This is a genomic window from Stenotrophomonas sp. 80084_Sma (assembly GCF_056481995.1).
In genome coordinates this window covers 2,133,868-2,160,648 of the sequence record NZ_CM151177.1, presented here as the reverse complement: position 1 = coordinate 2,160,648, position 26,781 = coordinate 2,133,868, and the positions used below count along the sequence as shown (strand labels likewise).

The window sequence follows — 26,781 nt, the reverse complement described above, 5'->3', positions numbered from 1 at the left end:
TTGCGTGGAAGGGGTGTACGAAGGAATCAGTTCGGTCGTGCGGCACTGCTTTCGCGGATGCGCAGCTGCACCGGCGCAACCGTGCGCCGTGGCGGCGCATCCGGTTCGTCCAGTCGTTGCAGCAGCAGCGCGGCAGCTTGCCGGCCCCGCTCGCGCGGATCGGCAGTGAGCGTGGTCAACGGCGGCACCGCGACCGACGCCTCGGAAATATCATCGAAACCGGTAACGGCAAAGTCACCGCCCGGACGGATGCCACGCGAATTCAAGCCCAGCATCAGGCCCAGCGCGACGGTGTCGTTGTAGCAGACCGCTGCACTCGGGCGATGTCCGTCGGCAAACAGCTCATCGGTGCGCGCCGCAGCTTCCAGGCGGTTCGGCGCCGACTCGATCATCCAGCCCGGCGGCAGCGACAGACCGGCCTCGGCCAGCGCCTGCTGGAAACCGGCACGGCGCTGGTGGCACGAGCTCGATGCAGCGTGGCCGCCGAAGAAGGCGATCTGGCGATGGCCGCGTTCGATCAGGTGGCGCGTGGCCAGATAGGCGCCGTGCTGGTTGTCCAGGGTCAGGAAATCCCAGTCGGCCCCGTCCAGCTCGCGGTTGAACAGCAGCACGTTGGCATTGGCACCTAGTGCCTGCCGCAGCAGCGCGGTATCGCTGCCCTCGGCCGGCGACAGGATCAGGCCGGCCGGGGTGTGCTCCATCAGCGTGGACAGCACCGCCTGCTGCCGCTCCGGCGATTCACCGGTACTGCCGAGCAGGGTCACGTAACCGCGTCCGCCCAGCGCCTCATCCACGCCGGACGCGAATTCGGCGAAGAACGGGTTGGACAGATCGTTGATCACCAGCGCGATGCTCGACGAGGTCCGCCGGCGCAGGTTGGCCGCCGCGCGGTTGTAGACATAGCGCTGGCGGCGCAGTTCGGCCTCGACCTTGGCGCGGGTATCGACGTTGACCAGCGGGCTGCCGCGCAGCACCAGCGACACGGTTGCCCGTGACACGCCGATCGCACGCGCGATGTCGGTCACCGTCACCGCCTTGCCGGCGCGCTTGCTGGGACTGCTGCCGTTGTCGTTCATCGTCTTCCCGGACTCCGCTGGAGGCTCAAGCCTAATGGATCAGGGCCCTGTCGTGCCGTGCCGTTCGCTGGGTCACCGCGAACGGCACAGTCCGTCTCAGCGCAGCTGGCTGCCCGGTGCCGCGCACCACGATACCGGCAGGTCCTTCACCGCCGTACCCCAGCCCTGCTCCGGCGCCTTCGCGTCGAGCGCGAACTGCAGGCGCGGGCCCTGCTGCAGCTGGTTCCAGTCCAGCCACACCGGCGCATGCGCCTGGCCATCGACCTTCACGCCCTGCACGTACTGCAGGCGACGGCCATCGGCACCCGGCGCGTCGATGCGCAGGGTGCGGCCATTGCCCATGTCCACTTCCACCTTGCTGAAACGCGGGGTGTGCAGCAGGAACTGGCCGCTGCCCGGCACCGCCGGATACACACCGATGGCACTGAACAGGTACCAGGCCGACATCGTGCCGAGGTCATCATTGCCGGTCACGCCATTCGGGGCATTGGTGAACAACTGCTGCGCGGCGCGCACTACCGCAGCGGTCTTCCACGGCTGGCCGATCAGCGTGTACAGCCACGGCGAGTGCAGGTCCGGCTCGTTGTTCGGGTTGTAGCGGAACTGGTTGTAGTAGCTGTACGGCCCGACCACCCACTCCTTGCGGGCTGCATTGAGCGGGTCGGCCTGCAGCGCGTCCATCGCGAAGAACGCATCCAGGCGTCGGCCAGCCTGTTCGCGGCCATCCATCGCGTCGACCAGGCCCGGCACGTCCTGCTGCGCCAGCCACTGGTACTGCCACGCCGTGCCTTCATGGAAACCGTGGTGCGAGCGCGGGCTGTAGTGACCATCGGCCGGCGTGTACCACTGGCCGTCTTCGGTACGCGGGCGCGGGAAACCGGTGAAGCCGGTCTCGGCGTCACGCACCTGCGGGTCCCACACCTTGCGCCAGTTGCGGCCGCGCTCACGCAGCGTCGCCGCGTCCTGCGCATGGCCCAAGCCATCGGCCATCTGCGAAAGCGCGCAGTCGGCCAGCGCATATTCCAAGGTGGCCGAACCGCCGTGGTGCGGATCGACGTCCATGCCCTTGGATGGGAATGCGCGGTCGTAGACCACGTAGCCCTTGTCCAGGTAGGTCGGGTTGCCGGAACGGCCGGCCATGCGCGAGTTCAGCGGAGGAGTACCGAACGCGTTGCGGCGCAGCGCATCCCACGCCTGCGATTCACGGCCCTTGAGCGCACCGAAGCGCCACAGGTCGACCATGAACGGCGTGACTGGATCGCCGGTCATGATGTTGGTCTCGAAGTTGGCATAGCCCCAGCGCGGCAGCCAGCCACCCTGCTCGTCGATCGCCAGCAGGGTACGGCCGATGTCACGCGCCACGTCCGGGCGGGTCAGTGCCAGCCACTGGTTCTGCGCGCGGTAGGTATCCCACAGCGAGAAGTACTCGTAATAGGTCCAGCCATCGGCGCGGTGGATACCATCGTCATAGCCGCGATAACGGCCGTCGGCGTCGTTGCCGGTCATCGGCTGCAGCAGCGCGTGGTAGGCCGCACTGTAGAACACGGTGCGGTCATCGGACGTACCGCCCTGCACACGCACCCGACCCAGCTGCTCGCGCCACGACTGCTGGGACAGCGCACGCATGCGGTCGAAACCGAGCAGCGCCCCACCCTGCATGCCGTCTGCGCGCAGATTGATGCGCGCGCCTTCGGCGTCCACATGCGAGATCGCGCTGACCGCCGTCACCGACTGGCCCTTGGCCAGGTCGAAGCTGAGCCAGGCGCCGTTCGGCTTCTGCTCGCCTTCCATGCTGTGGCGCGCACCCGGCAGGCCACCGCCTTCGCCCCAGGTACCGTGTGCCTTGAACGGGCGGTCGAACTCGATGCGGAACCAGGTGGTGTACTGATGGCCACCACAGAAACTCTTGGTGACCAGCTTGCCTTCCACCACGCGGTCGCCGACCACATCAACCACGCTGCCGATCACCGAGTGGCGCTCGTTCGCCTGGCCGACATTGACTAGCACGTGGCCATCGCCACTGCGCTGGCTGAAGGTGTAGCGCTCGGCCGCGGCACGCGTACGCGCGGTGGTCTCGGCATCGATGCCGCCGTAGCTGGTCAGCCGCACCTTGTAATAGCCCGCCTGGCCGATCTCGCCGTCATGCGTGTACGACGCGGCATAGGCCTTGTGGTCAAACTTCTTCGCGTTGCCGGTATCGAAATCGCCGCCGGGACCGATCGAACCGGTCACCGGCAGCACCGACACCTGCCCGCCCTGCTCCCAGCAACCTGCGCCGGAGATGAAGGAGTGGCCGAAACCGCGGATCTTCTCGTCGTCGTAGCGCCAGCCCGAATAGTGGCTGCCGATCGGGCTGACCTGGATCAGGCCGAACGGTGCCGACGCGCCCGGGAACGTGTTGCCGTCGTCCTTGCTGCCGATGAAGGTGTTGACCTCGCGCTCCAGCGCAGCCGGCGCGGCCTGCAGCAGCACCGGCACTGACGACAGTGCGAGCAGGCAGGCCAGGCGCAGCAGCGGGCGCGAGGACACTGGGACGGCGGGAGCGGACGGCACTGGACGCATGTCGGGTTCCTGTAGTCGATGAGGCGGAGGCAGACGGCCGGGGCCGTCCGGCACCGTTCCGCTGAGCCCCGCCATGACTGGCAGAAAGCTCCCCCTGGAATGACGCCCGACCCACCAGACCGTGAATTTAGATCGATTCAAGTAGAGCATGCAGGTTCAGCCGAATGCATTCTGCGGCGCAGCATGAGAGGGGGGTGTTCGGCAGGGCTGCGCCCTGCACCCGCTCCGAGCTGGAGCAACAGCAACAGCAACAGCAACAGCAGAAGCTGATTTCCTGTGGGGAGGCGGGGTGGGTCCGGTTGCGGGGGCCGCTGCAAGTACGTCCATGTAAGCTCGGTCGCCGCATCCATGCGGCTCACGCCCCCGCAACCGGACCCACCCCGCCTTCGACAGTTTCTCGCGATCTGCAGTAGATCCACGCCATGCGTGGATCAATCTCTGTCGGATAACGAAATCAATCGGGATCAGATCCGTTTTCCAACGGAGAACGGATCTGACCCCATGACCTCGCGTGATTCCAGGACCTATCCAACCGTCACCGGGAAACTGTCAAAGGCGGGGCGGTGTGGGCTGGCAGGACCGTTGGCGCCATGGATGGCGCCATCGAGCCCCCATGGGTGAGGGCGCTTTGCTTGCGAAGCACTGCTTCGCAAGCGCCCGAACGCCCAGCCGCCAGCGGCTGGGCCGGTCTGGGGGTTTACGGCGTGTCCTGCCAGCCCACACCGCCCCGCCAAACCAGCAGAAACCCAGAGCCGCTTTGGCTTTGGCTTTGGCTGTTGCCGGCCAGCGGCCGGCACTACAGCAGGTGCAGGGCGCAGCCCTGCCGCCCCACCCTCCCCTGCGCACGAAAACGATTTCACTGATTTCAGCAAACCGTCATGCCTTCGCCACGCCAGTACCATATTGCGGAGCAGCATGCGCCCGCGGGCGACCCATGCTAAAAAACGCCCGCCCATCGCTTAGATCGATCCAAGAACGACACTGCGATGGCCGGGAGTTGGGGGAGCAGCAACAGGACGTACCAGGCCACGCGCACGGTGCTACTGCCACTGCATGGCAATAGCGACAATGTCACTTCAAATTAGATCGATTCAAGTTGTCCGTGCCACGTCACCGGATCAATCCAGGAGAGAGGGAGAGATGGGAATGAAGCATTCAACACGTACGCATGGCCAGGACGCACTGGCGCTGGCCATCGCGCTGGCCTTGGCCGCCGCCGTCATTCCGGCTGGCGCCGCCGCGCAGCAGGCCGCTTCCACCGGCTCGCAGGAAGCCACCAACCTGGACAGCGTCCAGGTCACCGGCTACCGCTACGCCATTGAAAAGAGCCTTGAGCAGAAGCGCGACGCCAACGCCGTGGTCGAAGTGATCACCGCCGAAGACGTCGGCAAGTTCCCCGACAAGAACGTGGCCGACGCACTGCAGCGCGTGCCCGGCGTGGTCATCACCCGCAGTGGCGGCGAAGGCAAGAGCGTCAGCGTGCGTGGCCTGGCACCCGACCTGACCCTGACCCAGTTGAACGGCAACTACGTGGCCACGTCGGAAACCAACGACGAAGCCACCCGTTCGTTCAACTACACCCTGCTGCCGTCGAACATGCTGTCCAGCGCCGAGCTGTTCAAGTCGCCGGAAGCACGCATCGATGAAGGCGGCATCGGCGGCACGGTCATCCTGCACACCCGTCGCCCGCTGGACATGGAATCCAACTCGGGCTTCGTCACGCTCGAGGGCACCTCCTCCGATACCCACCACGATATCGACCCGCAGGCGTCGGCCCTGTATTCGTGGCACAGCAAGGACGAGCGTTTCGGTGTGCTGATCGGCGTGACGCAGCAGAAGCGCACCACCCGCACCATGGAAGCCAGCACCGAGGACTACCAGTGGTATGGCGCCGGCAAGGCGCGCGATGCCTATGGCAACGTGCAGGCGCAGGATGGCATCCACTACTGGTGGGGCAAGTCCGGCTTCAACAACCAGACCGGCGGCAACTACAGCGACTTCTTCATGCCGACGTCGGTCAACTTCGCGGTAAAGGAAGAGAAGCGCGAACGCAAGGGCGGCCAGCTGACCTTCCAGTTCAAGCCGGTCGACAACGTTACGATGACGGCCAACTACTTCCGCTTCGAGCTGCAGGGTGACTACACCCAGAACATGCTGAAGATTCCGGAATGGAGCATGGCCCGCTTCAACGGCGATGGAAACTGGGCCGGCGGCCGCTTGCTCAACGGCCTGGATTTCGATCCCAGCGGCAACACCGTTACCGGCGCCCAGTTCGAAAAGCTGGCTGGAAAGACCTACTACTGCAGCGAAGACCAGGCCAAGGCCGCTGGCCTCAAGCCCGGCGGCTGGGGCCCGGACGACTGCACGGTTCCGACGCCGCAGCTGACCGGTGGCTACAGCAAGGAAAAGGCGCTCTCGCAGACCGCTGACCTGACCATCGACTGGGACATCAGCCCGCTGTGGAAGGCCTCGTTCACCGGCGGCCGTACCTGGTCCGAAGGTGGTCCGTCGATGAACTTCCGGATGTCGGCCAAGCCGCGCCGCAAGGTCGGCAACGATTACCTGTCGGGCAACCTGTACAGCGCCTGGGACCTGACCGGTACGCCGTCGGCCACCTTCTCGCCCGACCTGCAGCAGCAGCTGATGAACGGCATCGCCGAAGTCGACACCGGCTCGACCGATTCGTCGTGGAAGCGCACCGAGGTCAAGCAGAACTACTTCCAGGCTGACGTCACCAAGCTGTTCGAGTCCGGCTGGCTGGACTCGATCCAGTTCGGCGCCAAGTACCGTGACGGCAAGGTCCACCGCAATACCGGCAACACCTACTGGGTGTGCCCGGGCCGCGACCCGGCCGACTATGACAACAGCCGCTACCAGAGTGGCTGCGATCCGACTGCGGGCGACGCGCAGCCGGGCTTCTTCCTGTCCAATCCGATCAACAACATCGCGGGCGGCTTCAATGCCAACGTGTTCCCGGGCATCAACTACCCGGCCTACATCGATTACCTGAACAAGACCTACGGTGGTTCTCACAACCGCACCGAGGAAGACTTCGTCTACAACGTCAACGAGAAGATCTACTCGGGCTACTTCCAGGCCAACTTCCGCACCGAACGCGTGCGCGGCAATGTCGGCGTGCGCGTGGTGCGTACCAAGCAGTTCGCGCAGTCCTCCGACTCGATCGAGAAGTTCAACGACTACTTCCTGGACAACGCGTCCGGCGCACCGATGGCGTGCACCGATCCGGCCGCTGCGGCCTACCCGACCTACAGCTGCGAGAGCGGCTTCGTGCGCCTGCCGCACGATCTGGCGCAGAGCAAGACCTACAGCCTGATCGGCGTGGATCGCACCTACACTGACGTACTGCCGAGTTTCAATATCGCCTGGGACATCACCGACACGCTGGTGCTGCGTGGTGCCGCGTCGAAGGTGATCGCCCGCCCCGGCTACACCGACATCGCAGCACCGGGTGCACTGAGCTACTACAGCGAGGAGTACGTCAATGATCGCCGCGTTGCCGGTGGCGCATCGACCGCAGGCTGGGTCGGCCAGGGCAGCAACAAGCAGCTGGAACCGTTCAAGGCCACCCAGTTCGACCTGGGCCTGGAGTGGTACTTCCAGCCGGGCGCGGTCGCCGGCGTCGGCCTGTTCCGCAAGAACGTGGACAACTTCACCCTGCCGGTGGTGCGCGACACGCCGATGGTCATCAACGGTGAAGCGGTGAACGTGCAGCGCTACGAGACCCAGGCCAATGGCCGCGATGGTGTCTCGCAAGGCGTCGAGCTGTATGGCCAGTACACCTTCGATTTCGGCTTCGGCGTGCAGGCCAACTACACCTACAACGACACCAACCTGGCCTCCATTGTTCTGGACGGTCAGGAAATCGGCTCCTCGCCACTGGTCGGCAGCGCCAAGAACCAAGCCAACGTGACGGTGTTCTACGAGAACGAGAAGTTCCTCGCGCGCGCCTCGTTCAACCGTCGCGGTCAGGTTGTCGGTGGGCTCAACAATGGCCTCACCGTCTACACCGAGCCGTATGACCAGCTGGATCTGAACGTGGCCTACAACCTGACCCCGGACTGGACCCTGACCGCCTCGGTGATCAATGCCACCAAGTCCGAGCAGCGCGTGCACCTGGGAAGCGACACCAAGGCACGCCTGATCTCCAATACCTACGCAGGCCGCCAGCTGTACTTCGGCGCTACCTGGAAGTTCTAAGGCAACACCGGGTTGCCCGGGCCCGCCCCGGTGCAACCCACGCCCCGCCCTGGCGGGGACGTTCCTCCACGGCAGCCGCGCTGGTACAGGTGGCTGCCGTTTTCATTGGTGCTTTGTCTTCGGTTCAGCCCTGCGCTTGACCCTGCCAATGTTGGAAGGTGCACACTGGCGCCACCCCAAGAGCACCGAAGGAGCTACAGATGGAATTCCACGTGGAAGGCATGACCTGCGGCGGCTGCGCACGCAGCGTGACCAAGGCGATCGAGCTGGTCGATCCGCAGGCCAGCGTGCAGGCAGATCCCGCCAGCCGTCGCGTGCAGGTACAGACCTCGGCCAGCGAAGCGCAGATCGTGGCGGCGCTGACCGATGCAGGCTTCCCGCCGCGCACGGCCTGATCCCCTAGCCTGCGCCTGCAACGAAAAACCCGCCCGGTGCAGCTGCACCGGGCGGGTTTTTCATGTATGCAACGCCAGGTCAGTGCTTGTGCGTGCGGCGCCGTACTGCACCGGTCTTCGCGGTCTCCGGCGGTGCCAGGGTCTCTTCGTCCTCGCCCAGCCGCTGCAGAATCGGGCATTCCGGGCGCTCATCGCCCGCACAGCAGCTGATCAACGACTTCAGCGTGTCGGCCATCTGCCGCATGCTTTCGATACGCTGCTCCAGGTCGGCGATGTGCTGTTCGGCAAGATGCTTGACGTCGGCACTGTGCCGCGAGGTGTCGTTCCACAGGCCGAGCAGATCGGTGATCTCGGCCACCTGGAAGCCAAGATCGCGCGCCCGCCGAATGAAGCGCAGGCGGTGGATGTCTGCCTGCGAATATGCCCGGTAGCCGGACTCGGTGCGATCGGCCGCAGGAATCAGGCCGATCTGTTCGTAGTAGCGGATCATCTTCGCCGAAACGCTGGACGCCTTGGCGGCTTCACCGATGTTCATGCGGTTCTCCTTCAGTGGCTCGCAGCGGGGGCATCCGCCATCGGCGGCTGGAAGCGGCGCAGGCGCAGCGCGTTGCCCAGCACGAATACGCTGGACAACGCCATCGCACCGGCGGCGAACACCGGCGAGAGCAGCACACCCCAGACCGGGTACAGCACGCCGGCCGCCACCGGAATCAGCGCGGTGTTGTAGGCGAAGGCCCAGAACAGGTTCTGCCGGATGTTGCCCAGCGTCGCCTTCGACAGCGCGATGGCATTCGGCACGCCCTGCAGGTTGCCCGACATCAGCACCACATCGGCCGACTCCACCGCGATATCGGTGCCGGTGCCGATGGCCAGGCCGACATCGGCCTCGGCCAGCGCCGGCGCATCGTTGATGCCGTCACCAACGAAGGCGACATGGCCGTGCGTGGCCTTCAAGCGACGCACCGCTTCGACCTTGCCTTCCGGCAGCACCTCGGCAACGACTTCATCGATACCCAGCTGGCGTGCGATCGCCTGCGCGGTGCCGGCATTGTCGCCGGTGATCATCGCCACCTTCAGGCCCAGCTGGTGCAGTGCCGCGATCGCGGCCGGCGTGCTCGGCTTGATCGGATCGGATACTGCGATGATCGCTGCCAGGCGTCCATCGATGGCCGCGTACAACGGCGACTTGCCCTGCGCGCCGAGTTCGGCCGCCAGCGCCGCAAATGCAGTGATGTCCACGCCCAGGTCGCGCATGAAGCGATCAGCACCGACCTCCACACGCGCACCCTCCACGCTGGCGCGTACACCCATACCGGTGACCGATTCGAAGTCGACCATGGCCGGCAATGCGATGCCCTGCTCGGTGGCTGCATCGACAATGGCGCGGGCGATCGGATGCTCCGAACGTGATTCCACGGTGGCGACGGCGGCCAGCACTGTGGCGCGATCAAAGCCGTCGGCGATCTCCAGGTCGGTCAGGCGCGGGCGGCCTTCGGTCAGCGTGCCGGTCTTGTCCACCGCCACCACCTGCGCGTCCTTCAGCAACTGCAGTGCTTCACCCTTGCGGAACAGCACGCCCATCTCGGCGCCACGACCGGTTCCGACCATGATCGACGTCGGCGTAGCCAGGCCCATCGCGCAGGGGCAGGCAATGATCAGCACCGCCACCGCATTGACCAGCGCGAAGCTCAGCGCCGGCGATGGGCCGAAGATCAACCAGACCGCGAAGGTCGCCAGTGCGGCCAGCATCACCGCCGGCACGAACCACAGGGTGACCTTGTCGACCACCGCCTGGATCGGCAGCTTCGAGCCCTGTGCCTGTTCGACCATGCGAATGATCTGCGCCAGCATGGTCTGCGCACCCACCGCCGTGGCACGCACGGTCAATGCACCTTTCTGGTTGACCGTGCCGCCGACCACGCTGCTGCCCGGCTGCTTCTCGACCGGAATCGGTTCGCCACTGATCATCGACTCGTCGATGTAGCTGCGCCCCTCGATCACCTCGCCATCGACCGGCACGCGCTCGCCCGGGCGCACTTCCACCACATCGCCGCTCAGAACCTCGTTGACCGGGATCTCGGTCGTGCGGCCGTCACGGATCACATGCGCGACCTTGGCCTGCAGGTTGACCAGGCGCTTGATCGCCTCCGAGGTACGGCCCTTCGCGCGCGCCTCAAGGAAGCGGCCGAGCAGGATCAGCGCGACGATCACCGCCGCTGCTTCGTAGTAGACGTTCACCGTGCCCGGCGGCAGCAACCGCGGTGCAAAGGTCGCCACCACCGAGTAACCGAACGCTGCGGCGGTACCCACCGCCACCAGCGAGTTCATGTCCGGCGCCAGCCGCAGCAGTGCCGGGAAACCCTTCTGGTAGAAACGGCGGCCGGGAATGGCCAGCACCAGCAGGGTCAGTACGAACTGCAGGTACCAGCTGGTCTGCATGCCGATGGTGGCCATCACCCATTCGTGCATGCCGGGAATCAGGTGCGACCCCATTTCCAGCACGAACACCGGAAGTGCAAGTGCGGTGGCCACGATCAGGTCGCGCTTCAGTTCGGCGCGCTCGGCATCCTTCTTTTCCGCCGCTTCGTCATCGGACTGAACGCCCGCTTCGATGGCATGGGCGGCATAACCGACCTTGTCGATGGCCGCTATCAGCGCGTCTACGCCCGCAACGCCGCGCACGGTCGCACGCTCCGTGGCCAGGTTGACGCTGGCCTGGCTGACGCCCGGTACCGCCAGCAGCGCGCGCTCGACGCGGCCGACGCAGGAGGCACAGGTCATGCCTTCCACTGCCAGCTCGATGGTGCCGGCCGGCACGTCATAACCCACCCGCTCCACCGCCTGGATCAGCGCGGCGCGATCGACCGGACCGGACGCGCGGATATCCGCACGTTCGGTGGCCAGATTGACCGAAACACTGCCGACGCCCTCGACCTTGGACAGCGCCGCTTCGACACGACCGACGCAGCTGGCGCAGGTCATGCCCTCGATGGGCAGGCTGATGGTGGACGGGCTTGCGGGGACTGCAGTGGCGCGGGGCGTGCTCATGATCGGATTCCCGGGGTTCCTTCTGGATGCGGACAGGCTAAACCTTGCCATCGTGGGAAGGTCAAATCCAGCCACCCCGTCCAGCCGGTAGCGCCGGGCCATGCCCGGCGTACCGCCCGCCGTCCACCTCAGAAGGTGAACACGTATTCCAGCGCGAACTCGCGGCCAACCGCGCCGAGCAGGCGGGTCGGGGCGAAATCGTAGTCCAGCTTGTACGGGTCCTTGTGGTTCCAGCTGGCCGAGTTGAACGCGTTGTTGACGTAGACATTGACCTTGGCGCGTTCGGTCACCTGGTAGCCCACGTTGAAGTTCCAGGTGATGAACGGCCCGACCCGCCCGTAGTAGCGCGCCGTCTGCTGGCCGGCATTGGGATTCGGATTCGGCGAGCCGTCCGGACGCGTGGCCGGCTCCAGGCAGTTGAGCGACGGGCTGTCGCTGGGCACGTAACCATCGGCGAACGGCAGGCAGCCGCCAGGATTGTTCAGGCGATCGGTGCCCCAGTGGTAGCGCACGCCCGGCACCGAACCGATGCGATCGGCATAGACGTTGGCATTCCAGTTGCCACGCTGCCAGGCCAGGCTCGCGCGCAGCTTGCTGCGCAGGTCACGGTCACGACGCTCCGGGTTCGGATCGTTGGCGTAACGCTGTTCCTTGGTCGAGATCTGATTAGTGTAGTTCAGGCCGAGCTGGAAGCTGCCCCACTGCGCGGTTTCCAGGCGGTAGCGCGCGGTCAGGTCGATGCCGCGCACTTCGCGGCTGGCCAGGTTGAACGGGCCACGTTCAATCGATACCAGGCGACCGTTGCTGTCACGGTTCACGCGGGCCAGGATGCCGGCGCAGTACTCGCCACCGGCCGGATTGGCCCACGGCGTACCGTCCATGTTCTTGCCGGTCAGGCAGCCCGCTTCGCTGGCCAGCACCTCGTCGGCGCCAACGTCGACGATCATGTCTTCCAGCTTGATTGCCCAGTAGTCGGCACTGACCGACAGATTGGGCATCACATCCCAGACGAAACCGACCGTCCACGAATCACCGGTCTCCGAGCGCAGCAGCGGCGTGCCACGCCGGTTCACGTCGAACGTGTACCAGACATCGGTATTGCCCACGCCACAGTTGTTGACCAGGTACGCGCCGCTCTGGATGCAGCGCAGGCGGTCATAGGTCTGCACTTCGGAGCTGCTGGGCTGGCCCAGCAGGTAGTGCATGTCCGGCGCATGGAAGCTGGTGGCATAGGAGCCACGCACCAGCAGCGACTCCACCGGGCGCCATTCCAGGCCGACATTCCAGGTGGTCTCCTTCTGGCTGCCGATGTCCAGCGCTTCGCCGCTGTTGTCAGCCTTGTAGCTGCCATAGCGGTCATAGCGCGCGGCCGCAGTGGCGGTCACGCTTTCCAGCAGCGGGATCTTGAACTCGACGCCGGCCGAATAGCGGGTACGCTCGCCGCCACCGCGATCGACGTTCTGCAGGTCGAAATCGATGCCGGCGCGCGGATCCGGACTGAGGTGATAGCCCTGCTGCGCGACTTCGGCCACCGCCGCGAACGAGATCGGGCCGGCCCAGCCCTGGAACAGCTCGCCGGTGATGTCCGCCGAAGCCTGATTGACCCATGAGGACGCACGGTTCTTCGCCACGGTGCCCATCTGCCAGTATTGATCCGGCGTCAGCGGGTTCCACCAGCGCGATTCGTTCAACGCATAGATCGCCTCGCCGTCGGCGGTAGTGCCCAGCTTCGGGCCTAGGAAATAGTCGTACGACTTCTGCTTGTCGACCACGTTCTGCCGCTCTTCAACGCGGTAGTAGGAACGCCCCACCGTGGCGCTCCAGTCGAAGCGATCGGCCAGGCGACCACGCAGGCCCGCACTCCAGTCCCAGGACAGTTCGCGGTTGGTGTTACGCAGCGTATCCAGGCCGCCCACCTCGTTCGGGGTGAACTGGCGCACGCCGAGGATCGGGCGGTTGCGGTTGGCATCCCAGTAGTAGCCGTTGTCATCGTCGATCAGCGACACGCCGGGCGGATTGGTGCCCCAGATCGCTTCGGAGCGGTACACCGCCAGGTTGGTCCAGGCCTGCAGGTCATTGCTGAAATCGAAGGTGGCATACAGGTTGCCGGACACGTTCTCGGCACCGCCGGTGAGCAGCCAGTTGGCGTAGTCGGCGCTCATGCCGCACAGGCGGCCGGTGTTGGTGATGGTGTTGGCGGCGTAGTTGTAGACCAGGCGATCGGCGGTGTAGTACTCGCCATCGAACTTCTCGCAGGTGCCGGTGGGCGGCGCCAGGCGCTGGCCGGTGGTGGGATCGATCAGCGCCAGGCCGGCGGTGGGACGGAAGCCGACCTTGCGTTGTTCCATGTTCCAGGACGGGTACGGCGCATCGTCGGCATCGTCCATCTGCGGACGGTCACGTCCGAACAGCGGATCGCGCTTGGTGTACTGCAGCGCGTAGGTCACGCTCCAGTTGTCGCCGGTCTTGCCGCCGGCCCAGGACAGATCCCAGGTATCGCGACCTCCTTCGGTGGAGGTGCCGCCGCGCACGCGCACTTCGTCGCCGTCGTAATTCGTCTTCAGGATGACGTTGACCACGCCGGCGATCGCATCCGAGCCATAGATGGCCGAGGCGCCACCGGTCAGCACTTCGATGCGCTCCACCGCGGCAGCGGGAATGTTGCCGTAGTTGGAGAAGTTGGTTTCGCCACCGTAGGGCAGCGGGTAGTCGGCCACGCGACGGCCGTTGACCAGCAGCAGCGAACGGTTCGGGCCCATCCCGCGCAGGTTCAGGCCGCTGGCATTGGGCGTGTGCGAACCCCACTGCGAGGCCGCCTCGACGGTACCGGTGGCTTCAGTGAGCGTCTTCAGTGCGTCGTAAACGCTGACGAAGCCTTCCTTCTGGATCTGTGCGGCGGTGATCACGTTGACCGGCGCTGGGCCTTCAACGCTGGCGCGCTTGATGCGCGAACCGGTGACGGTGACCGCGTCGAGATCCTTGGTGGACGAACTGGCGGCCTCCTGCGCGCTGGCCGCCAGGGGCAACAGGGCCAGGACCAAGGCCTGGGACAGCAGGTGACGACGCTTGCGGACGATCTGAGCCATGGGTGGTTGCTCTTCGAAAGTGTGGACGCACGGACGGGTGGTGGCGCGGCACTACGGCTGATCCGGGCACCTGGATCGGTTCAAGGCCGTCCCGACACCCTCCCCTGTGGATCGATCCAAACTAAAGCACAGCTGAACCACGCCCGGCATGCGGCGACGCAGCAACACGTGGCGTAATGCCGTTATCGGCTGCAGGTATCCAAAACAATCAACGGGTTGCGAAACATCGCTGAGAAGACGGAGCACACGTCAATGACACGATCGCGACAATCGTGCGCGGAACTATTTTGTCCGTGGCGGGCCGGCGTACTGGGTCGGATCCCCTCACGGAGGGGCTCTGACCCGACTGCATCCAGATGGGGTCAGAGCCCTTCTGCGAAAGGATCCGACCCGGGGCTTGCGATCAGGCGTCCAGCGCCTGCCGCAGCGCGGCTACGGTGGCGGTGGCGGTCTGGCTCCAGTCCGGGTCCAGCCCTCGCAAAGCCGGGTTCTGGAACTGCATGGCCGAGCGCCGCAGGCCCTTGGCCGAGGCGTGCAGTTCGGTGCAGCCGGTCTGCCTTGCCACGGTAGCGATGTTGCCCGGTGCCAATCCGGCACCAGCCATCACCGTAATGCGGCCTGCTGCCTGGGTAACGAGGCCTGCCAGCACATCGGCACCCGCCTCGGCACTGACCTGACCGCCCGAGGTCAGCACGCGCTGGCAGCCCAGCCCGATCACCTGCTCCAGCGCGGCGGGCAGATCGCGGGCGGCATCGAAGGCGCGATGGAAGGTCACCTGCAACGGCCCGGCAGCCTGCACCAGCTCGCGGCACAGCGCCACGTCGATCCCGCCCTGTACATCCAGCGCGCCGATCACCACGCCATCGCAGCCCAGTGCGCGGCACTGCGCGATGTCACGCAGCATCAGTTCGGCTTCCAGCCCGTCGTAGTGGAAGTCGCCCGGGCGCGGCCGCACCAGCACGAACAGCGGAATCGACAGGCGTTCGCGGGCCATCGCAATGCTGGCGAACGACGGTGTGGTGCCGCCTTCGGCCAGGTTGTCGAACAGCTCGATGCGGTCGGCACCGCCGGCCTGCGCGGCCAGCGCCGATGCCAGCGAATTGCTGGCGATCTCCAGGGTGAGCCGCGTACTCACGTCTGGGTGCTCGTGTAGATCGATGGCGAGTCGCGCAGGTCATCCTGGCGCTGCCCATCGCAGACCGCGTAGACAAAGCCGCGATGCAGCGCGTAAGCGCCGACCTCGCCCTGCTTGTTCATGGCCAGGAAGCAGACCTGCAGTGTCTTGCTCGCTTCCGGGCGCTTGCGCACCACGCGGTCGATCGCTTCGCGGCAGGCCTGCGCCGGCGAGCGCCCCTGGCGCATCAGCTCGACCACCAGGAACGAGGCGGCGTTGCGGATCATCTCTTCACCCACGCCCGAAGCAGTGGCCGCGCCCACGTCGTTGTCGACGTACAGGCCGGCACCGATGATCGGACTGTCGCCAACGCGACCGTGCAGTTTCCACGCCATGCCGCTGGTGGTGCAGGCACCGGCCAGATGGCCATTGGCATCCAGTGCCAGCATGCCGATGGTGTCGTGGTTGTCGCTGTTGCCGGGAATGCCACGGCGCTCGGCATTGATCTGCGGCTGGTACTTCTCGGTCTTCAGCCACTCGCGCCAGGCCGCTTCGGCCTGCGGCGTCAGCAGGTGCTTGCGCTCGAAACCCTGCTGCACCGCGAACTGCTGCGCGCCCTCGCCCACCAGCAGCACGTGCGGGCTGTTCTCCATCACTTTGCGCGCCACCGACACCGGATGCAGGATGTCGACCAGCGCCGCCACCGCACCACAACGGCCATCGCCATCCATGATGCTCGCATCCAGGCTCAGCACGCCGTCGCGATCCGGGTTGCCGCAATGACCGACAGTGGGGTTGCACAGCTCGCTCTCGGCCCAGCGTGCACCGGCTTCGACTGCATCCAGTGCGCTGCCACCCTGCGCCAGCACCTGCCATGCAGCCTGGTTGGCCGGCACGCCGAAGTCCCAGGTCGAAACCACCTTGGCCCCACCCAGCGTGCGCGCCTGCACGCCCGGCAAAGCCGCCATGCCTGCGGCCAGTGCACCGGCCTGCAGGAACTGCCTGCGATCCACCATCGTCCCCTCCCAGTCTGCAATGCATGGCCGGCCCGATGCCGGCCCTGCCGATCAGTCGTGCGTGGGTTGCCGCGCTGCGTGCCAGACCGCTGCACCGAGCACACCCAGCTGGCCGTGCTCCACCCGCCACACCGGTACCTGGCGCAGCACTTCGGTCAGCACGCCCTTGTTGAGGAAGCGCTCACGGAAGCGGCCATCGGCCAGGAAATCCTGCACATGCGCGGAAATGCCCCCGGCCAGGTACACCGAACGCGCGCCGACGGCGATCGCCGCGTCGCCGGCCAGGCTGCCCAGCCAGGCACAGAACACCTGCAGCGTTTCCACCGCCAGTGCATCCTCGCCGCTGCGCGCCGCGCCGATCAGCGCCTCGGTACTGGTCCACACCGGGGTGACACCGCGCAGTTCGCACAGGCACGGATACAGGTTCATCAGGCCGCTGCCGGACAGCACTCGCTCGTTGTCCACGTGCGCCCAGCGCTGCAGCAACTTGCCCAGCACCTGCAGTTCCAGCGCGTTGCCGGCGCCGAGCGCGGCATGGCCGATCTCGCTGGCCAGCACCGGGCGCTCGCCATCGGCGAAACGCAGCGCGGCACCCAGGCCGGTACCGGCACCCAGCACCAGCGCCGGGAAGGCCTGCGCCGGATCGGCGTCGCCATTCAGTGGGACCAGGGTTTCCGGCTGCAGGTACGGGATGGCCAGCGCCACCGCTTCGAAATCATTGATCAGCTGCAGTTCGCGCAGGCCGGACTGTTCGCGCGTGGTCGACAGCGAGACTGTCCACGGCAGGTTCGAGTTGATCAGCACATCACCATCGAGCAGGCCGGCGATGGCCACCACCGCGGTCTGCACCGGCTGACCAAGGCCAGCGGTGAAATCGGCCAGGATCGCGGCCAGGCTGGGGTGCTCGGCGCAGGCATAGGTGCGATGGCTGCCCAGCAACGGCGCGTGCCCGGGTTGGGTCTCAGCCAAGGCCAGGCGGGCGAAGGTGCCGCCGACATCGGCAACGACCAGATGGCGCGGAAGACCGCCGCGGGCGGAGTCGGAGGAAACCGGGGACGCTGCTGCGATGGTCACGCTGGCCTGCTTGGATCGATTGAATCGCCCCGATTCTCAGGCATCGGGGCGGCTTTGCCTAGCGCGCCGATGGTTCAGGTTGGCCTACATGCCTTCCTGTTCGGCCACCTGCACACCATCCACCAGCACGCGCAGGCGCTGCGGGCGGAAGCCGGCGAACAACAGCGGCCGGGTGCGCTCGACCAGCACTTCGTGGCCGGCGATGTGACGCAGCCACGACTGTACCAGCGAGAACGAGAAGTGGGTGCCCGGATGCAGCGGGTGCTGCACCCAGACCTTCTCGGTGGCGCTCTGCAGCAGCATCGCGCCGGTGAACCAGTGGCGGCTTAGCGTCACCGGCGTGGTGCCGGCCATGAAGCGGATATCCATGCGGGGTCCTTTCGCTGGAGCGCTGGTGCGCGGTGTCAGGGCTGGGCAGTCTGCAGGCTGTAGCTGGTGGTGGCGGTGAACACTGCACCATCAGGCTGGGTGGAGCGTACTTCGACCTTGTGGCTGCCTGTTGCCAGGTCGGTCGGCAGCGCGCCCCGCCACAGGTGCGGCGACGCAGTGGCCTCCGGCGAACGGTCGTAGCCGCGCAGGCTGTTGGCCAGATCATCGGCCACGTTCTCCACCATCAGGCGCGGATCGGGCTGGCTGACCTGCTTCATCGGCTGCCAGGCGCCGCCATCGACGCGGTACTCGACCACGCTGGCGTCCTCACCCATGTAGACGTTGGCGTAGACACCCCACGCCGGATAGGCGCCCTGGCGCAGTACCTTGGGTGCATGCAGGCCGATCTGCTCGCTGGCCGGCTGGCCAGCCACGCGGTACTGCAGCTTGTAGCTGCCGTTGCCGGCCACATCGAGCAGGGCATAGCCCTTCGGCGTGCCGTCGCTCATGGTGCTGTCCGGCACGCCAGCGGCATTCTTCACCCCCGACCAGAACGCACCGCAGTTGGCACCGACGTTGTATTCGTGCAGCGGCTTGTCGCCGTTCCAGCCCTCGGCCTTGCCGTGGTAGACGTGCTGCTGGGTGTGGCTGTGGCCGCTGAGCACCAGCACGTTGCGGAAGTCCTTCAGCAGGTCGAACAGGCGCTGGCGGTCGGCGTGACGGAAGGTCTCGCGCCCCGGCGCCGCGTCGAACAGCGGGATGTGCATGCCCAGCACCAGCAGGCGGTCCTTGTGCAGGCCCTTCAGGTAACTGGCAAGGAAGGCGAACTGGTCTTCGCGCAGGCCGCCGATGTACTTCGGCTTCGCCTTGGGGTCGTAGACCACGTCGTCCAGGAACACGAAGCTGGCGCCACCCTCTTCCACCGCGTAGGTGTCCGGGCCGTAGATGTTGCGCCAGCTGTCCAGCGAGTGTTCGTCGCTGGCCGCATCGAAGTCGAGATCGTGGTTGCCCGGCACGTGGAACCACGGCACACCGAGCTCGGTGGTGACCTTGTTGATCGCCGGGTACAGGGTCAGGTCATCGTTGACGATGTCGCCCAGGGTGGTGCCCATGCGCGCCTTGGTCTGGCCGACCAGCGGCGCCACGATCGACTGCTGGTAGTAGCCGATGTCCTTCAGGCTGGCGGTCTGCGAATCGGTGAACACCAGCATCTGGAAACCACGGCGGCTGTCATGGCGATCCGACTGCAGGGCGAAATCCCAGTTGCGGGTGACGTCGCTGGTCGCGGCGATGCCACCGTACTTCAGTGCCGGTGAACCGTTCGGGCGGTAGTGGCGCCAGAACGAAGGCAGGCCATCGGCCGCCTTCGGGAACGAATACGCATCGGGCTTGATCACGAACACGGTCTGGCCGTCGCGCACTGGCAGGCTGTAGCTGCCGTCGGCGGCGGTCTTGACGATGGCCTCGCCGTTGGAGACCTGCACCCCGGCCAGGCCCGGATCGGTCGCACCGCGCCCGGATTTGCCGTCACGCTCCAGATAGACCTTGCCGCTGACCACGGTATCCGCGGCCCAGGCCGGCGAGGTCAGCAACAGGCAGCACAGCCAGGCGGCAGGCAGTTTCATGGGCGGTCCGGGAAAGAAGAAGACCCCCTATTGTAGAGCCGAGCCATGCTCGGCTGCATTGCAGAGGTGGGTGCGGACCGTTGGTCCGCACGCCTTCCTCAACGATGACGCTTTTCCAGCACCGCCCGCGCATCATCCAGCGACAACCCGCGCGCGCGCAGCAGCACCAGCAGGTGGTACAGCAGGTCCGAAGCCTCGCCGAGCAGCGCCTCATCATCCTGCGCCACGGCGGCCAATGCGGTCTCCACGCCCTCCTCGCCCACCTTCTGCGCGATGCGGCGGATCCCGCCCTCGAACAGGCTGGTCGTATAGCTGCCCGGCGGGCGTTGCACCTCACGCATCGCCACCAGCTGGCCCAGCCCGCCAAGGAAGTCCTTCGGTGCCCCGTCGAAACAGCTCTCGGCACCGGTGTGGCAGGTCGGCCCGGCCGGGCGCGCCATCACCAGCAGCGTATCGGCATCGCAGTCGACGCTGATCGACTGCACCACCAGCACGTTGCCGGACTGCTCGCCCTTGGTCCACAACCGCTGCTTGCTGCGGCTGAAGAAGGTCATGTGACCGATGGCCAGCGTGGCCGCCAGCGATTCGGCGCTGACATAGCCCAGCATCAGCACCTGCAGGGTGTCGGCATCCTGCACCACCGCCGGCAGCAGGCCGTCGCCCTTGCCCCAGTCCAGCGCCTGCAGCGCATCCAGCGACGGCCTCACTTCAATAGACATCCCGCACCTCGATCTGCTGTCCGCGCAGGTAGCGCTTCAATTCTGGAATGGCGATGGCGCCGCTGTGGAACACACTGGCCGCCAACGCGCCGTCGACGTCGGCCTGGTCGAAGGCCTCGGCGAAGTGCTCCATCTCACCGGCACCGCCCGAGGCGATCAGCGGCACCTGGCACAGGGCCCGCGCCTGCTGCAGCTGCACGACATCGTAGCCACGGCGTACGCCATCGCTGTCCATGCAATTCAGCACGATCTCGCCTGCGCCACGCCGTTGTGCTTCGACGATCCAGTCCAGCGTGCGCAGCGGCACCGCCTGGGTCTTGTCAGGGTCACCACTGAAACGGCGTACCCGCCACTGGCCATCAGTCTCGCGCACCGAATCGACACCGACCACCACGCACTGCACGCCGAACTCGTCTGCCAGCTCGGTGATCAGTTCCGGGCGGCCCAGCGCCGGCGAATTGATCGACACCTTGTCGGCACCGGCGAACAGCACGCGGCGCGCGGTTTCCACGCTGTCGATGCCACCGGCCACGCAGAACGGAATATCGATCAGGCGTGCGATGCGCTCGATCCAGGCGACGTCGACTGAACGCGCCTCGGGGCTGGCGCCGATGTCATAGAACACCAGCTCGTCCGCCCCCTGGTCGCGATAGCGCTGGGCCAGTTCGGCGATGTCGCCCATGTCGACGTGGTCGCGGAAGCGCACACCCTTGACCACGCGGCCGTCGCGCACGTCCAGGCACGGAATGATGCGACGGCTCAACATGCCAGCGCCTCCGCCAGGTCCATGCGCTGCTCCAGCAGCGCCTTGCCGAGGATCGCGCCACCGCAGCCGGCGGCACGGGCTTCTGTCACATCGGCCACGTCACGGATACCGCCGGAGGCCTGCACGGCCACGCCCGGCAGCAGCGCCGACAGGTGCTGGTAGAGGCTGATGTTGGGCCCGGCCAGCATGCCGTCGCGGGCGATGTCGGTGCACAACAGGTGGCGCATGCCGGCACGCGCATAACGCTGGGCCAGGTCATCCAGGGTCACCCCGGCGTTCTCGGTCCAGCCGTGCACCGGCAGCTGCCATTGGCCCCGGGCATCCTGGCGGGCATCCAGCGCGATGGTGATGCGCTCGGCACCGAACTCTTGCAGCCAGCCGACCACTTCGTCAGGGCGGCGTACTGCCAGCGAACCCACCACCACGCGGCCGGCGCCGGCGTCGAGGATGCGCGCCACGTCGTCGCGGCCGCGCACGCCACCGCCGGTCTGCACCTGCAGCGGCGTCTGCGCACGGATCGACGCCAGCAGCGGCGCAAGGGTGTAGCCACCGGCACGCGCAGCGTCCAGGTCGACCAGATGCATCCACTGCGCGCCCTGCGCAGCGAAGACCTGTGCACGCGGCAGCGGATCGTCGCCATACGAGGTTTCCTGCGCGTAGTCACCCTGGCGCAGCCGCACCACGCGGCCGTCGCGGATATCCAGCGCGGGGTAGACGATGAAACTCATGCAGCAGTGCCCTCGAGGAAGTTGCGCAGCATCAGCGAACCGGTCTCACCGGAGCGCTCGGGGTGGAACTGTGCGCCGTAGTAACGCCCCTGCTCCACCACGGCAGTGAACAGGCCACCGTGGTCGCAGGCAGCAACAGTGTGGGTATTGAGTGGCGCCGCATAGCTGTGCACGAAGTAGGCGCTGGCGCGCTCCGGCACGCCTTGCAGCAGCAGCGATTCGCGCAGCGGGAGCAGGCGGTTCCAGCCCATGTGCGGCACACGGATGCCACAGGCCGGTACCAGCTTGCGCACCACGCCCGGAATCAATCCCAGTGTCTCGACGCCGGCCTCCTCGGACCGCTCGAACAGCAGCTGCATGCCGAGGCAGATGCCCATCAGCGGCACCTCCAGTCGCTGCAGCGGTTCCACCAGGCCCTGCGCATGCAGGCGCTGCATGCCGGGACCAGCGGCGCCGACGCCGGGCAGGATCACCCGCTGCGCACCGACCAGACCGTCCGCATCGCGCACCAGCCGCACCGTCGCGCCCAGGCGCTCCAATGCGTAGCGCACCGAGCCCAGGTTGGCACCGCCGGCGTCGATCAGCGCAACGTCGCTCACAGCGCCCCCTTGGTGCTCGGCAGTGCCGTGCCCTGGCGGGCCAATGCCGGGCGCAGCGCGCGCGCCAGTGCCTTGAAGCAGGCCTCGACCTTGTGGTGGTCGTTGTCGCCGCGCACCTGCAGGTTGAGGTTCAGGCCGCTGGCGTCGCACAGCGAACGGAAGAAGTGCGGCACCAGCTCGGTCGGCATATCGCCCACGCGCTCACGCTTGAACTCGCCCTCGAACACGAAATAGGGGCGGCCGCTGAAATCCAGCGCAGCGCTGGCCAGGGTCTCGTCCATCGGCAGGGTGAAGCCGTAGCGGCCGATGCCGCGCTTGTCGCCCAGCGCCTCGCGCAGGGCCTGACCCAGCGCCAGCCCGGTGTCCTCGATGGTGTGGTGCTCGTCGATGTGCAGGTCGCCCTCGGCCTGGATGTCCAGCGCGAACCCGCCGTGCTTGCCGATCTGTTCCAGCATGTGGTCGAAGAACGGCAGTCCGGTGGCGATGCGCGCATCACCGGCACGGTCCAGATCCAGTTCAACGCGGATCTTCGTCTCCTTGGTGTTGCGCTGGACCACCGCGGTGCGTGGCGCGTCGGCCAGTGCGTGGGCGATGCCCGGCCAGTCCCACTCGCCACCGAACTGTTCGGTGCGCAGCTGGAAGCCACGGATGTTGAGGTTGTCGGCGAACTGCAGGTCGGTGATGCGGTCGCCGACCATGCCCGAGCGCGCCCAGTCGATGCTGCGGTCCTGCAGGTAGGCGGTCATCAGGCCGATGCCCGGCTTGCGGGTCGGCGCGTTGTCCTGTGGCCAGCTGCAGTCGATCAGCACGTCACGGAATGTGATCCCCTGGCTCTCGAAGATCTGCAGCATCAGCTCATTGGGGCCATCGAAGCTGGCGCGCGGGTAGCTGTCGCTGCCGAGGCCATCCTGGTTGGTGACGATCACGAACTGGTAGCCGGCATCGCGCAGCTTCAGCAGCGCCGGGATCACCTGCGGCACGAAGCGCAGCTTCTCGTAGGCGTCGATCTGGAAATCGGACGGCTCCTCGATGAGGGTGCCGTCGCGGTCGATGAACAGGATCGGGGTCATGCTGCGGCCCTCCGCGCCGACAGGGCCGCAAGCACGCGGTCATTCTCTTCGGGGCTGCCGATACTGATGCGCAGTGCATCACCCAGCTGCGGCGCGGCGCGCTGGTCGCGCACCACCACACCGGCAGCCAGCAACGTGTCGAACGCGGCCTGGGCATCGGCGAAGCGGACCAGCAGGTAGTTACCGGACGAGCGGTACACGCGACGAACGCCGGGCAGGCCGGGCAGTGCCGCGAACAGGCGCTCGCGCTCGGCGATGACCGTCGCCACGCGCTCGGCCGTGCGTGCCAGCGCGGCCGGCTGCAGTGCCTGCACGGCCAGCTCGGCGCACGGGGTCGGCACCGGGTACGGCGCCTGGCAGCGGCGCAGCACGGCAATCAGCTCCGGAGCAGCGATCAGGCTGCCAATGCGCGCGGCCGCAAGTGCGTGCGCCTTCGACAGCGTGCGCAGCACCGCCAGGTTGGCGTGCGCGGCCAGCAACGTGGTCGCCGACGAGCGCTGCGCGTATTCGACATAGGCCTCGTCCACCACCACCAGCGCCTGCCCACGCAGAGCAGTGGCCACGCGCTCGATCTCGTCCAGGGCGATGTCACTGCCGGCCGGGTTGGACGGTGCGCACAGGAACACCAGCTTGGCGTTGCGCGACTTTGCCGTATCGATCACAGCATCCAGATCGGCACGCAGGCCGTATTCGGTATCCACCAGGGGCACTTCAATCAGTGCGGCGCCCTGCAGGCGCGCGCAGACCGCGTACATGCCAAACACCGGCGGCGTGACCAGCACGCCACCGCGGCCCGGCACGCACAGGGCACGCACCAGCAGATCAATGGCTTCGTCGCTGCCACGGCCGATAAGCAGCTGCGGCGGCGTCACGCCGTACAGCGCCGCCAGGCCCTCACGCAACGCCAGCGGCTGCGGTTCCGGATAGCGCCGGCTGTTGCCCGCCGCATCAGCCGGATTGGCCCAGGCCGACTCGTTGGCGTTCAACCAGACCTCGCCCTGCACCGCCGCGCTGCGCGCCGAGCTGTAGCCGGCGAAGGCCTGCAGATCCGGGCGCACCAGCGCCAGCACTTCATCAATGGCGGCGCTCATGCGGCGGCCTCCATGCGCAGGGCCACTGCACGCTCGTGCGCATCCAGCCCTTCGGCGCTGGCGATGACGCGTGCGCAGCCGCCGATTGCCGCCAGGCCGGCAGCGCTGGCGCTCTGCACGCTGATCAGGTTCTGGAAGCTGGCCACGCTGACGCCGCTGTAGGCACGCGCGGCACCCGCAGTGGGCAGCACGTGATTGGTGCCGCTGCAGTAGTCGCCCAGCGCTTCGGGGGTGTAATCGCCCAGGAACACCGAGCCGGCCGCCTGCACCTTGTCCAGCCACGCGCGCGGATCACGCAGGGCCAGAATCAGGTGCTCGGGCGCGTAGCAGTTGCTGATCGCGAAGGCCTCGTCCAGCGAATCGACCTGGATCAGGCGCGAGGCCGACAGCGCCTGGCGTGCGATCTGCTGGCGCGGCAGCAGGGCTACCTGGCGCTCCACCTCAGCCTCGACCGCCGCCAGCATCGCGGCATCATCGGTCAACAGCAATACCTGCGAATCCGGACCATGCTCGGCCTGCGACAGCAGGTCGGCGGCAACGAACGCCGGATTGGCGCCGGCATCGGCGATCACCAGTACTTCGGAGGGACCAGCCGGCATGTCGATGGCGGCGGCGCCATCCTGTGCGACCTGCTGCTTGGCTTCGGTGACGAAGCTGTTGCCGGGCCCAAACAGCTTGTCACAAGCCGGAATGCTGGCCGTGCCATAGGCCATCGCGGCGATCGCCTGCGCACCACCCAGCTTGAACACGCGCTGCACGCCGGTCAGGCGCGCGGCTACCAGCACCGCCGGATCGGCGCTGCCATCGGCGCGCGGCGGCGTGCACAGCACCACCTGCGGGCAGCCGGCCAGCTGCGCCGGAACGCCCAGCATCAGCGCGGTGGACGGCAACGGCGCGCTGCCCGCCGGCACATACAGGCCCACCCGGCCGATCGGACGCAACATGCGTTCGCAGACCACGCCCGGCGCGGTTTCAACTGCATAGCCTTTGCCCATGCCAGCGGCGTGGAAGCGCGCGATGCGTCCGGCGGCGTCCACCATCGCCTGGCGCAGGTCGGCGGGCACGGCCGCTTCGGCAGCGGCGAATTCGGCTTCGGAAACCTCAAACGAGGCCAGCTCGACACCATCGAAGCGCGCGGTGATCGCACGCAGCGCGTCGTCACCCTGAGTGCGCACCTGCGCGATCAGCGCGGCCACGGCATCGCGGGTCTGCTGCGCCACGGTCTGCACCGGGCGGGTCAATGCCGCGCTGCGCGCGGCCTCATCAAGTCGGGACCAGATCAGACGGTTCATGCCAGCGACCGCTCCACGCTCAGTACCATCAGGCCCTGCGCACCTGCGCGCTCGAGTTCCTCCATGCGCTGCCAGCTCAACGGCCCGGGGCACATGGTCTGCAGGCGCAGCGCGCCGCCATCGGCCGGCAACCGCACCAGCGGCTCGGCATCGGCCAGCAGCTGTGCCAGCGCGTCGACGCGATCCTCGCTGGCGCGGAACATCAGGAGCTTGCGGTCCTGCCGCTGCACCACGCCGTCGAGGCGGCGCAGCAGCATCGCGCGCAGCGATGCACGTGCGTCATCCGGCACGCGCACCGCGCCGGCCAGCACCGCCTCGCTGTCGAGCAGGTTGTGCACCGGGGTCAGCTGATTGGCGCGCAGGGTGGCGCCGCTGGACACCAGATCGCAGATCAGGTCGGCGGTGCCCAGGCGCGGGGCGATTTCCACCGAACCGGACAGCTCGACCACCTGTGCGTCCACGCCCTGATCGGCCAGCCACTGCTTGAGGATGGCCGGGTAGCTGGTGGCGATGCGGGTGCCGGCCAGCTGCGCCGGACCCTGCCACTGCCATTCCTCGGGCACCGCCAGCATCAGCCGGCACTGGCCGAAGCCCAGCCCGCGCAATGCCTGGTAGGCATCCGGCAGACCGATCTGGCGCCGCGCGGCGGCCTGTTCGTCCAGCTCGTTGCGGCCGACGATGCCGAGGTCGCAGACGCCGTCGGCGATCAGGCCGGGGATGTCGTCGTCGCGCACCAGCAGCAGGTCCACCGGCAGCGATTCGCCGTAGCAGAACAGCTTGTCGCGGCTCTCGCGCCAGCTCAGGCCGCAGGCGCTGAGCAGGTTGCGCGCGGGTTCGGCCAGCCGGCCACTCTTCTGGATGGCGATACGCAACCGGTCTCGTGCCGGCGCTGCCTGGGTTGCACTCATGGGGGAGGTCTCGAAGTTCGGAACG

20 protein-coding genes are annotated in these 26,781 nt (G+C 67.0%); 2 read left to right on the top strand and 18 right to left on the bottom strand.

What is annotated here, in order from left to right; genetic code table 11:
- Positions 1 to 26: 26 nt before the first annotated feature.
- Both ACZK3W_RS10135 and ACZK3W_RS10130 read right to left on the bottom strand, forming a co-directional pair.
- Positions 27 to 1,076 carry a LacI family DNA-binding transcriptional regulator gene (locus ACZK3W_RS10135; protein ID WP_049424705.1) on the bottom strand — a complete coding sequence of 350 codons (1,050 nt, stop codon included), beginning with the start codon at positions 1,074 to 1,076 and terminating at the stop codon, positions 27 to 29.
- A 96-nt stretch (positions 1,077 to 1,172) separates the two neighbouring features.
- On the bottom strand, positions 1,173 to 3,638 hold the full coding sequence (locus ACZK3W_RS10130; RefSeq protein WP_125895902.1) for a GH92 family glycosyl hydrolase: 2,466 nt from the start codon (positions 3,636 to 3,638) through the stop codon (positions 1,173 to 1,175).
- Between the two features lie 1,140 nt (positions 3,639 to 4,778).
- On the opposite strand from ACZK3W_RS10130, the gene ACZK3W_RS10125 reads away from it, so the two are divergent.
- Positions 4,779 to 7,856: a TonB-dependent receptor gene (locus ACZK3W_RS10125; protein WP_125892809.1), complete on the top strand. Its 3,078-nt coding sequence runs from the start codon at positions 4,779 to 4,781 to the stop codon at positions 7,854 to 7,856.
- A 200-nt stretch (positions 7,857 to 8,056) separates the two neighbouring features.
- Positions 8,057 to 8,251 (top strand): heavy-metal-associated domain-containing protein, encoded by a 195-nt coding sequence (locus ACZK3W_RS10120; protein ID WP_021204511.1) that lies wholly within the window; start codon positions 8,057 to 8,059, stop codon positions 8,249 to 8,251.
- Positions 8,252 to 8,330: 79 nt separating this feature from the next.
- Here ACZK3W_RS10120 and cueR read toward each other — a convergent pair whose 3' ends face one another.
- The 16 genes from cueR to hisG form a co-directional block, all read right to left on the bottom strand.
- Positions 8,331 to 8,786, bottom strand: coding sequence for a Cu(I)-responsive transcriptional regulator (gene cueR / locus ACZK3W_RS10115; protein ID WP_032129957.1), 456 nt, complete (start codon positions 8,784 to 8,786; stop codon positions 8,331 to 8,333).
- An 11-nt stretch (positions 8,787 to 8,797) separates the two neighbouring features.
- On the bottom strand, positions 8,798 to 11,299 hold the full coding sequence (locus ACZK3W_RS10110) for a heavy metal translocating P-type ATPase (protein ID WP_478450768.1): 2,502 nt from the start codon (positions 11,297 to 11,299) through the stop codon (positions 8,798 to 8,800).
- Between the two features lie 128 nt (positions 11,300 to 11,427).
- Positions 11,428 to 14,385: a TonB-dependent receptor plug domain-containing protein gene (locus tag ACZK3W_RS10105; RefSeq protein WP_478450767.1), complete on the bottom strand. Its 2,958-nt coding sequence runs from the start codon at positions 14,383 to 14,385 to the stop codon at positions 11,428 to 11,430.
- Between the two features lie 403 nt (positions 14,386 to 14,788).
- Positions 14,789 to 15,520 carry a copper homeostasis protein CutC gene (locus ACZK3W_RS10100; RefSeq protein WP_478450766.1) on the bottom strand — a complete coding sequence of 244 codons (732 nt, stop codon included), beginning with the start codon at positions 15,518 to 15,520 and terminating at the stop codon, positions 14,789 to 14,791.
- Complete coding sequence (locus ACZK3W_RS10095; RefSeq protein ID WP_478450765.1) at positions 15,517 to 16,515, bottom strand: glycosylasparaginase; 999 nt, start codon at positions 16,513 to 16,515, stop codon at positions 15,517 to 15,519. Before ACZK3W_RS10095 ends, ACZK3W_RS10100 begins: the two co-directional genes overlap by 4 nt.
- Before the next feature lie 51 nt (positions 16,516 to 16,566).
- Entirely contained in the window at positions 16,567 to 17,589 is a 1,023-nt protein-coding gene (locus ACZK3W_RS10090) for a glucokinase family protein (protein ID WP_253145910.1), read from the bottom strand.
- Between the two features lie 84 nt (positions 17,590 to 17,673).
- The gene (locus ACZK3W_RS10085; protein WP_005409434.1) at positions 17,674 to 17,958 is read right to left on the bottom strand and encodes a hypothetical protein; all 285 of its coding nucleotides are present in this window, start codon (positions 17,956 to 17,958) and stop codon (positions 17,674 to 17,676) included.
- A 35-nt stretch (positions 17,959 to 17,993) separates the two neighbouring features.
- Positions 17,994 to 19,583 (bottom strand): calcineurin-like phosphoesterase C-terminal domain-containing protein, encoded by a 1,590-nt coding sequence (locus ACZK3W_RS10080; protein WP_478450764.1) that lies wholly within the window; start codon positions 19,581 to 19,583, stop codon positions 17,994 to 17,996.
- Between the two features lie 98 nt (positions 19,584 to 19,681).
- A complete protein-coding gene (hisIE, locus tag ACZK3W_RS10075) occupies positions 19,682 to 20,302 on the bottom strand; it encodes a bifunctional phosphoribosyl-AMP cyclohydrolase/phosphoribosyl-ATP diphosphatase HisIE (RefSeq protein ID WP_478450763.1) in 621 nt (206 codons plus the stop codon).
- Complete coding sequence (gene hisF / locus ACZK3W_RS10070) at positions 20,292 to 21,068, bottom strand: imidazole glycerol phosphate synthase subunit HisF (protein WP_164081157.1); 777 nt, start codon at positions 21,066 to 21,068, stop codon at positions 20,292 to 20,294. The genes hisIE and hisF overlap by 11 nt, the downstream gene beginning before the upstream one ends.
- Entirely contained in the window at positions 21,062 to 21,796 is a 735-nt protein-coding gene (hisA, locus tag ACZK3W_RS10065) for a 1-(5-phosphoribosyl)-5-[(5-phosphoribosylamino)methylideneamino]imidazole-4-carboxamide isomerase (protein ID WP_478450761.1), read from the bottom strand. The genes hisF and hisA overlap by 7 nt, the downstream gene beginning before the upstream one ends.
- Positions 21,793 to 22,395, bottom strand: coding sequence for an imidazole glycerol phosphate synthase subunit HisH (gene hisH, locus ACZK3W_RS10060; RefSeq protein WP_008268504.1), 603 nt, complete (start codon positions 22,393 to 22,395; stop codon positions 21,793 to 21,795). Before hisH ends, hisA begins: the two co-directional genes overlap by 4 nt.
- Positions 22,392 to 23,465: a bifunctional histidinol-phosphatase/imidazoleglycerol-phosphate dehydratase HisB gene (gene hisB / locus ACZK3W_RS10055; protein ID WP_149500987.1), complete on the bottom strand. Its 1,074-nt coding sequence runs from the start codon at positions 23,463 to 23,465 to the stop codon at positions 22,392 to 22,394. The genes hisH and hisB overlap by 4 nt, the downstream gene beginning before the upstream one ends.
- Complete coding sequence (gene hisC / locus ACZK3W_RS10050) at positions 23,462 to 24,556, bottom strand: histidinol-phosphate transaminase (protein ID WP_478450760.1); 1,095 nt, start codon at positions 24,554 to 24,556, stop codon at positions 23,462 to 23,464. Before hisC ends, hisB begins: the two co-directional genes overlap by 4 nt.
- Positions 24,553 to 25,848, bottom strand: a complete 1,296-nt coding sequence (gene hisD / locus ACZK3W_RS10045) for a histidinol dehydrogenase (protein WP_478450759.1) — start codon at positions 25,846 to 25,848, stop codon at positions 24,553 to 24,555. The genes hisC and hisD overlap by 4 nt, the downstream gene beginning before the upstream one ends.
- A complete protein-coding gene (gene hisG / locus ACZK3W_RS10040; RefSeq protein WP_189719542.1) occupies positions 25,845 to 26,756 on the bottom strand; it encodes an ATP phosphoribosyltransferase in 912 nt (303 codons plus the stop codon). The genes hisD and hisG overlap by 4 nt, the downstream gene beginning before the upstream one ends.
- Positions 26,757 to 26,781 lie beyond the last annotated feature (25 nt).

What these genes read in the sequence shown, in the direction of transcription:
- ACZK3W_RS10085 (WP_005409434.1), bottom strand. Translation starts at nt 17,958, where the DNA reads ATGGATATCCGCTTCATGGCCGGCACCACGCCGGTGACGCTAAGCCGC.
- hisA (WP_478450761.1), bottom strand. Translation starts at nt 21,796, where the DNA reads ATGAGTTTCATCGTCTACCCCGCGCTGGATATCCGCGACGGCCGCGTG.
- ACZK3W_RS10135 (WP_049424705.1), bottom strand. Translation starts at nt 1,076, where the DNA reads ATGAACGACAACGGCAGCAGTCCCAGCAAGCGCGCCGGCAAGGCGGTG.
- hisG (WP_189719542.1), bottom strand. Translation starts at nt 26,756, where the DNA reads ATGAGTGCAACCCAGGCAGCGCCGGCACGAGACCGGTTGCGTATCGCC.
- hisB (WP_149500987.1), bottom strand. Translation starts at nt 23,465, where the DNA reads ATGACCCCGATCCTGTTCATCGACCGCGACGGCACCCTCATCGAGGAG.
- ACZK3W_RS10080 (WP_478450764.1), bottom strand. Translation starts at nt 19,583, where the DNA reads ATGAAACTGCCTGCCGCCTGGCTGTGCTGCCTGTTGCTGACCTCGCCG.
- ACZK3W_RS10095 (WP_478450765.1), bottom strand. Translation starts at nt 16,515, where the DNA reads ATGGTGGATCGCAGGCAGTTCCTGCAGGCCGGTGCACTGGCCGCAGGC.
- cueR (WP_032129957.1), bottom strand. Translation starts at nt 8,786, where the DNA reads ATGAACATCGGTGAAGCCGCCAAGGCGTCCAGCGTTTCGGCGAAGATG.
- ACZK3W_RS10125 (WP_125892809.1), top strand. Translation starts at nt 4,779, where the DNA reads ATGGGAATGAAGCATTCAACACGTACGCATGGCCAGGACGCACTGGCG.
- hisC (WP_478450760.1), bottom strand. Translation starts at nt 24,556, where the DNA reads ATGAGCGCCGCCATTGATGAAGTGCTGGCGCTGGTGCGCCCGGATCTG.
- ACZK3W_RS10130 (WP_125895902.1), bottom strand. Translation starts at nt 3,638, where the DNA reads ATGCGTCCAGTGCCGTCCGCTCCCGCCGTCCCAGTGTCCTCGCGCCCG.
- ACZK3W_RS10110 (WP_478450768.1), bottom strand. Translation starts at nt 11,299, where the DNA reads ATGAGCACGCCCCGCGCCACTGCAGTCCCCGCAAGCCCGTCCACCATC.
- ACZK3W_RS10105 (WP_478450767.1), bottom strand. Translation starts at nt 14,385, where the DNA reads ATGGCTCAGATCGTCCGCAAGCGTCGTCACCTGCTGTCCCAGGCCTTG.
- hisIE (WP_478450763.1), bottom strand. Translation starts at nt 20,302, where the DNA reads ATGTCTATTGAAGTGAGGCCGTCGCTGGATGCGCTGCAGGCGCTGGAC.
- hisD (WP_478450759.1), bottom strand. Translation starts at nt 25,848, where the DNA reads ATGAACCGTCTGATCTGGTCCCGACTTGATGAGGCCGCGCGCAGCGCG.
- ACZK3W_RS10120 (WP_021204511.1), top strand. Translation starts at nt 8,057, where the DNA reads ATGGAATTCCACGTGGAAGGCATGACCTGCGGCGGCTGCGCACGCAGC.
- hisF (WP_164081157.1), bottom strand. Translation starts at nt 21,068, where the DNA reads ATGTTGAGCCGTCGCATCATTCCGTGCCTGGACGTGCGCGACGGCCGC.